The following is a 5,671-nucleotide window of genomic DNA, read 5'->3' on the forward strand; positions in this document are numbered from 1 at the left end:
GAGGGTGGAGAGGGTGGAGAGGGTGGAGAGGGAACGGCCCGCCTCGCGGGGGCGAGACGGGCCGTTCCGGATGTAGCCCCGACCGGATTCGAACCGGCGCTACCGCCTTGAGAGGGCGGCGTCCTGGGCCGCTAGACGACGGGGCCAGGCACTTTCCTGCGTTCACCGCCGCGGCGGGCGGGTGCCGCTGTAGTGTAGCGGCGTCCCCTCACCGGGTGTGGACCGGGTCGGGGCGGGTAGACCGCGCAGAAGCGGAACGGCCCGCCTCACCGAAGCGAGACGGGCCGTACCCGGATGTAGCCCCGACCGGATTCGAACCGGCGCTACCGCCTTGAGAGGGCGGCGTCCTGGGCCGCTAGACGACGGGGCCAGAACCTCTGTGTTGCCGTGCCGCTCTGTCGAGCGGCGCCGCTGAACCTTACCAGAGACCTCGCCGAGCCCCTCGCGGGACCGGTGCAGACTCCAACAGAATCCAGCGACCGACGTTCTCACGAACACCGGTTTGCTGGGGTACCAGGACTCGAACCTAGACTAACTGAACCAGAATCAGTCGGGCTGCCAATTACCCCATACCCCATTGGCCCCTTGCGGCGCCGGGGACAAACTTTACCCTCCCGGTGCCGACAGGCCAAATCGAGCCCCCCGAAACCGCCCTTGAGCTGCGGAAACGGGCTCTCGACGCGTCATGCGACGGGCACCACCGGGTTGCTCAGCTCGCCGATGCCCTCGATTCGTACGGTGACCGTATCCCCGTCCGTGAGCGGGCTAACCCCCGCCGGCGTGCCGGTCAGCACCACGTCCCCCGGCAGCAGCGTCATCACGTGCGAGATGTACGACACCAGCGCCGGCACGTCGAAGACCATGTCCCGGGTCCGGCCCAGCTGGCGGACCTCCATCTCCTCCGGCCCGCGCCCCACCTCGCACCGGATCTCCAGGTCGCTGACGTCCAGCCCGGTGGTGATCCACGGCCCGATCGGGCAGAACGAGTCGAAGCCCTTGGCCCGGGTCCACTGGCCGTCGGAGCGCTGCAGGTCGCGGGCGGTGACGTCGTTGGCGCAGGTGTAGCCGAAGATGGCCCGCTCCGCGGCGGCGCGGTCGGCCCGGCGGGCGCCCGGCGCGCCGATCACCACCGCCAGCTCCGCCTCGTGCTCGACCTGCTTGGAGAAGATCGGCAGCCGGATCGCGTCCCGAGGCCCGATCACCGAGGTGGACGGCTTGAGGAAGAGCAGCGGCTCCTTGGGCACCTCGCTGCCGTGCTCGGCGGCGTGCTCGGCGTAGTTGCGGCCGACACAGACCACCTTGCTGGGCAGGATCGGCGAGAGCAGCCGGACGTCGGAGAGCGCCCACCGGGCGCCGCTGAAGGTGAGCTGGCCGAACGGGTGGCCCTCGATCTCGGCGATGGTCAGCCCCTGCGGGCCGGCCCCCGGCTCCCCCTCGACGACCCCGAACGACATTCCCTTGGCATGAGCGAAACGAGCGATACGCACCGGGCCAATCTATCCCCGGTCGGAGCCGTCCCGGCCGCCGCCACGGCCGGTGAGCGGTACCGGCGCGCGGCCCGGGCACGATACCCGGACCACCGGTCGGCGGGGCGGGATTCCCCGCTTCGTACCCGCACGACGTCCGGCCGCCCCTAGCGTCGGCTGCGGAGGTTCGTTCGTATGCCTGCATCGACACGACACCACAAGGCCCTCGCAGTGTTCGTCCACTGCCTCGGCGTCCTCGCCGCGCTGCCGGCGCTGCACCCGGCCCCGGAGGCGGCCACCGCCCGGCCGCGACCGGCGGCGGCCCCGCAGACACCCGCACCGGCCATGCCGTCCGCACCGCCGGCGGTGCCCACCCCGACCCGGGCAGCGCCGGCACCGGCGCCGTCACCGGTCACCGTGGCGGTCGCGCCGGAGAGCACGCCGGCACCGCGCTACCGGATCCAGGTGCGCAACACCGGCAGCGCGCCGGTGGACACCACGATCCGGCAGGAGCTGCCGCCGGGTTCGTCGGCCACCGCGATCTCCGCAGGCGGACGGGCCGTCCGGTCCGCCGGGCAGGCCTCGCCCACCGAGGTGACCTGGCGGCTCCGGCTGCCGGCCAAGAGCACCACCACCCTCGGCACCGCGCTCACCACCGCCGCGCCGGGCCGCCCGCTGACCGCGCCGGCCTGCGCGTTCGCCGGTGACGGCAGCCGGCCGTACGACTGCGCGACGGCGACCTGGAACGCGGCGCCGGTGCCGGCCGCCGAGGTGACCGAGGCGCCAGTGTGGCGCCAGACACCCGTGGTGCTGGCCGGACTCGCCGCGGTGCTGCTGCTCGCCGCGGTCGGCGCCCTCTGGGTCTGGCGCCGCCGGCGCCGGCCGGTGGCCGCGGCCCTGGCCGGCGACGGGCCCGGGGCCGTGTACCCGCGACCGGCCGCGCCCCGGCCGCCGGAGCGTCGCCGCACCCCGCCGGTGTGGCTGCTGGTCGGAGTGGCGGCGGCGGTGCTGGCCGGCACGGTCGGCGCGGCCGGTTGGACGGCCACCCAGCGGGTCGCCGCGGTCGACACCGACAGCCAGCCGACGAGCGGGGCGTGGATCGGCCGCGGGGTGAACGGCCCGGTCGGGGTGCCGCTGCGCGAATCGGCCTTCGAGTTCACCGTCTACCGCATTGCCTGCGACCCCGGGGTTGGCGGCCGGCGGTGCCAGGCCACCGTGGGGGTGCGCAACGTCAGCCCGGAGCAGCAGAGCTGGCACGGCCGGCTGCAGCGGGCGTACCTGCCGGACGGCAACTTCGTCAGCACCGACGAGCTGGCCACCCGGGCGGCCAACCAGGGTCGGGACGTCTTCGCCCGACCGGTGGCGGCCGGCACCCGGATGGTGCTGCCGCTGGTCTTCACCGTCACCGGGCGGCAACCGCCGACCCAGTTGGAGCTGCGCAGCGGGGTCTTCTCCGCCGGGGTGCGGGTGGACGTGCCCTGACCTGTCGGCGGGCGGCGGTCGTACCCTGGGGTCCGTGACCGCCGCCCTCGCCCCCACCGCCGTGCTCGACGCCGCGCACTGGCAGGCCCGGCGGCGGGCGCACGAGGAGCGGGTGGACGCCTGGCTGACGCCGCACCTGGCCCGCCGCCGCCGGGGCGAGAAGCACCCGGTCGAGGACTTCCTCTTCACCTACTACTCGCACCGGCCGGCGCAGCTGCGCCGCTGGCACCCGGGCGCCGGCACGGTGCTGCGGGACGCGGACCCGGCCGAGTTCGGCCGGGACTACCGCCCCACCGCCGGCGGGGTCACCCTCGACACCGCCGCGGTGCGCACCCGCCGAGCCGACTCGGTCGACTGGATCCGCTCGCTGCTCACGGCGACCGCGGGCCGGGCGGGCCACTTCGGCTGCTTCGGGATGCACGAGTGGGCGATGGTCTACCGACAGACCCAGGCCGAGGTACGGCACAACGCCTGGCCGCTGCGGCTCAGCCCGGAGCAGACCGCGCGGACGGTCGAGGCGAACCGGATCCGGTGCAGCCACTTCGACGCGTACCGCTTCTTCACCGCGCCGGCCCGGCCGCTGAACCTGCTCACCCCGACCCGGGAGACCCAGCACGCCAACGAGCAGCCGGGCTGCCTGCACGCCAACATGGATCTCTACAAGTGGGCGTACAAGCTCTCGCCGCTGGTCCCGTCGGAGTTGGTGGCGGACTGCTTCGAGCTGGCGCGGGAGATCCGCACGCTGGACATGCGAGCCAGCCCGTACGACCTGGCCGCGCTCGGCTACCCGCCGGTCCGGGTGGAGACGGCGCAGGGGCGGGTCGAGTACGTGACGGCCCAACGCGGTTTCGCCGAGCGCGCCGCCCGGCTGCGGGAGCGGCTGCTGGCGGCCCTCCCGGCCTAGCCGGCCGACGCCATCAACGAGGTGGCGGTGTCCGGGTCGGGTGGATGCCGCCATGCCGGAGATGACGCGAGGAACCGCGGCCGGCTATTCGCCGTCGACGCGGCGGTCCCGCTTGCGCTGCGACTGGCGCTTCTTCTCGGCCAGCCGACGCTCCTTGGCGCCCCGGGACGGCCGGGTCGGCCGACGCGGCGGGGGCGGTGGGGCCACCGCCTCGCGCAGCAGGGCGACCAGCCGCTCCCGGGCGGCCTCCCGGTTGGCCAGCTGCGCGCGGTGCTCGCTGGCGGCGATGGTGAGCACACCGTCGACCAGCCGGTTGGCCAGCCGCTCCAGGGCGCGCGCCCGCAGCGACGCCGGCACGCTCGGCGACGAGCCGAGGTCGAAGCTCAACTCGACCCGGGAGTCGGCGGTGTTCACCCCCTGCCCGCCGGGCCCGGACGAGCGGGAGAAGCGTTCCCGCAGCTCACCGGCGGGGACGACCCACCGGTCGGTCACCCGCAGTCCGTCGTCCACTCCTTGAGGCTAGCGGCCGGACCGCCCGCCCGGTGTGGCCTGGGGTGGGCGACCGGCTAGCGGCCGGGGCGCTCGCTGGGCGTGACACTCGGGGTGGGCGACGGTTGCGCGGACTCGCCGTCGGCGCCGACCGCCGCGTACGCGACCGCGCCGACCAGCAGCAGGGCGATCACGCCGATCTTCGTGGTGACCGCCCGGATCAGCAGCCACGCGGCGCGACGCGCCCCGGGCACGCTCTTCTTGATGGTCTGGTAGTCGGCCCAACTTCGACGAGCCCGGGCGTACGCCGACCCCACCCCGCACCCGATGACCAGGCCCACCAGCAGGAGGACCGCGATGAGAGGACGCTCCACCCACGCCAGTATCCATACTCAGCGTAATATTTCCATGGTCCGATCCTTCCGCGCCGGGTATCCGACACTTCCCGCTTTCCCAGCACGGCCCGCCGGCCCCGGCCGGCACGGCCGACCAGGCCGCCGGGCCGCCGGGCCGGCGGGCCGGCACAAGCCTTGGGCGGGCAGCCGGACCTCAGCCGCCCTTGCCGATGATGGTGTCGGCGGTCTGCTGCACCTGGTCGATCGGGATGGCGAAGCCGATGCCGATCGAGCCGTTGCCGTCGATGGTGGCGATCGCCGTGTTCACCCCGACCACCTCGCCGCGCGCGTTGACCAGCGGACCGCCGGAGTTGCCCGGGTTGATCGACGCGTCGGTCTGCACCGCGGAGTGCCGGTTGTCCCCGAGCCGGACCTGCCGGTCCAGGGCGCTGACGATGCCGGCGGTGACGGTGCCGGGCAGCCCCAGCGGCGACCCGACCGCGAGCACCGGCTCGCCCACCCGGGTGGCACCGGGTTTCGCCAGCGGCAGCGCCGCCAACCCGGCCGACGGCGGCACCTTGAGCACCGCCAGGTCGCTGCGCGGCTCCCGGCCGACCACCTCGGCGGCGAACCGCCGGCCGTCCGGTAGTTCCACGGTGACCGAGCCATTGCGGCCCTTGGCCAGGATGTGGTCGTTGGTGATGATGTGCTGCTGGTCGTCGACGGCGAAACCGGACCCGCTGGCCGACGCGCCGCCGGCCCCGCCGACCAGCACCGACACCACCCCCGGCACGGTCTTCCCGGCGGCGGTGACCAACTCGGCCGGTACCGGGGCGGCGGACGCCGGCGTCCCGCCCGGTGCGCCGTCCCGGCTGGCCACCCAGCCGCCGGCCGCCCCGCCCGAGACCGTGGCGAGGGCGACCACCGCCAGCGCGGCCAGCAGCCGGGTCCGCCAGCGCCGTCCCGCCGGGTCCCGGACCGCGCCGGCCCCGTCC

At 74.7% G+C, this 5,671-nt stretch carries 6 protein-coding genes and 3 tRNA genes; 2 read left to right on the forward strand and 7 right to left on the reverse strand.

The features are described 5' to 3' along the window. Nucleotides 1-73: 73 nt before the first annotated feature. The 4 genes from DLJ47_RS07740 to DLJ47_RS07755 form a co-directional block, all read right to left on the reverse strand. Nucleotides 74-146 (reverse strand) — tRNA-Glu (locus DLJ47_RS07740). Nucleotides 147-297: 151 nt separating this feature from the next. Further along, nucleotides 298-370 (reverse strand) — tRNA-Glu (locus tag DLJ47_RS07745). Nucleotides 371-505: 135 nt separating this feature from the next. Continuing rightward, nucleotides 506-577 (reverse strand) — tRNA-Gln (locus DLJ47_RS07750). A gap of 106 nt (nt 578-683) precedes the next feature. After that, on the reverse strand, nt 684-1,487 hold the full coding sequence (locus tag DLJ47_RS07755) for a fumarylacetoacetate hydrolase family protein (protein WP_109899380.1): 804 nt from the start codon (nt 1,485-1,487) through the stop codon (nt 684-686). Nucleotides 1,488-1,661: 174 nt separating this feature from the next. Between DLJ47_RS07755 and DLJ47_RS07760 the strand changes: the two genes are divergently transcribed. After that, nucleotides 1,662-2,948 (forward strand): hypothetical protein, encoded by a 1,287-nt coding sequence (locus DLJ47_RS07760; RefSeq protein ID WP_109899381.1) that lies wholly within the window; start codon nt 1,662-1,664, stop codon nt 2,946-2,948. Between the two features lie 34 nt (nt 2,949-2,982). After that, nucleotides 2,983-3,852: a 3-methyladenine DNA glycosylase gene (locus tag DLJ47_RS07765; protein ID WP_109899382.1), complete on the forward strand. Its 870-nt coding sequence runs from the start codon at nt 2,983-2,985 to the stop codon at nt 3,850-3,852. Between the two features lie 84 nt (nt 3,853-3,936). Here the strand turns inward: DLJ47_RS07765 and arfB are convergent, their stop codons facing one another. From arfB to DLJ47_RS07780, 3 genes are all read right to left on the reverse strand, one after another. Beyond that, nucleotides 3,937-4,362: an alternative ribosome rescue aminoacyl-tRNA hydrolase ArfB gene (arfB, locus tag DLJ47_RS07770; protein ID WP_109899383.1), complete on the reverse strand. Its 426-nt coding sequence runs from the start codon at nt 4,360-4,362 to the stop codon at nt 3,937-3,939. Nucleotides 4,363-4,418: 56 nt separating this feature from the next. Continuing rightward, complete coding sequence (locus DLJ47_RS07775) at nt 4,419-4,715, reverse strand: hypothetical protein (RefSeq protein ID WP_109899384.1); 297 nt, start codon at nt 4,713-4,715, stop codon at nt 4,419-4,421. Between the two features lie 175 nt (nt 4,716-4,890). Continuing rightward, nucleotides 4,891-5,619: a S1C family serine protease gene (locus tag DLJ47_RS07780; protein ID WP_109899385.1), complete on the reverse strand. Its 729-nt coding sequence runs from the start codon at nt 5,617-5,619 to the stop codon at nt 4,891-4,893. Nucleotides 5,620-5,671 lie beyond the last annotated feature (52 nt).

The organism is Micromonospora sp. S4605 (genome assembly GCF_003176715.1).
Classification (GTDB): Bacteria; Actinomycetota; Actinomycetes; order Mycobacteriales; family Micromonosporaceae; genus Micromonospora; species Micromonospora echinaurantiaca.

Coding starts and splice junctions, on each gene's coding strand:
- DLJ47_RS07760 (WP_109899381.1), top strand. CDS start 1,662: ATGCCTGCATCGACACGACACCACAAGGCCCTCGCAGTGTTCGTCCAC.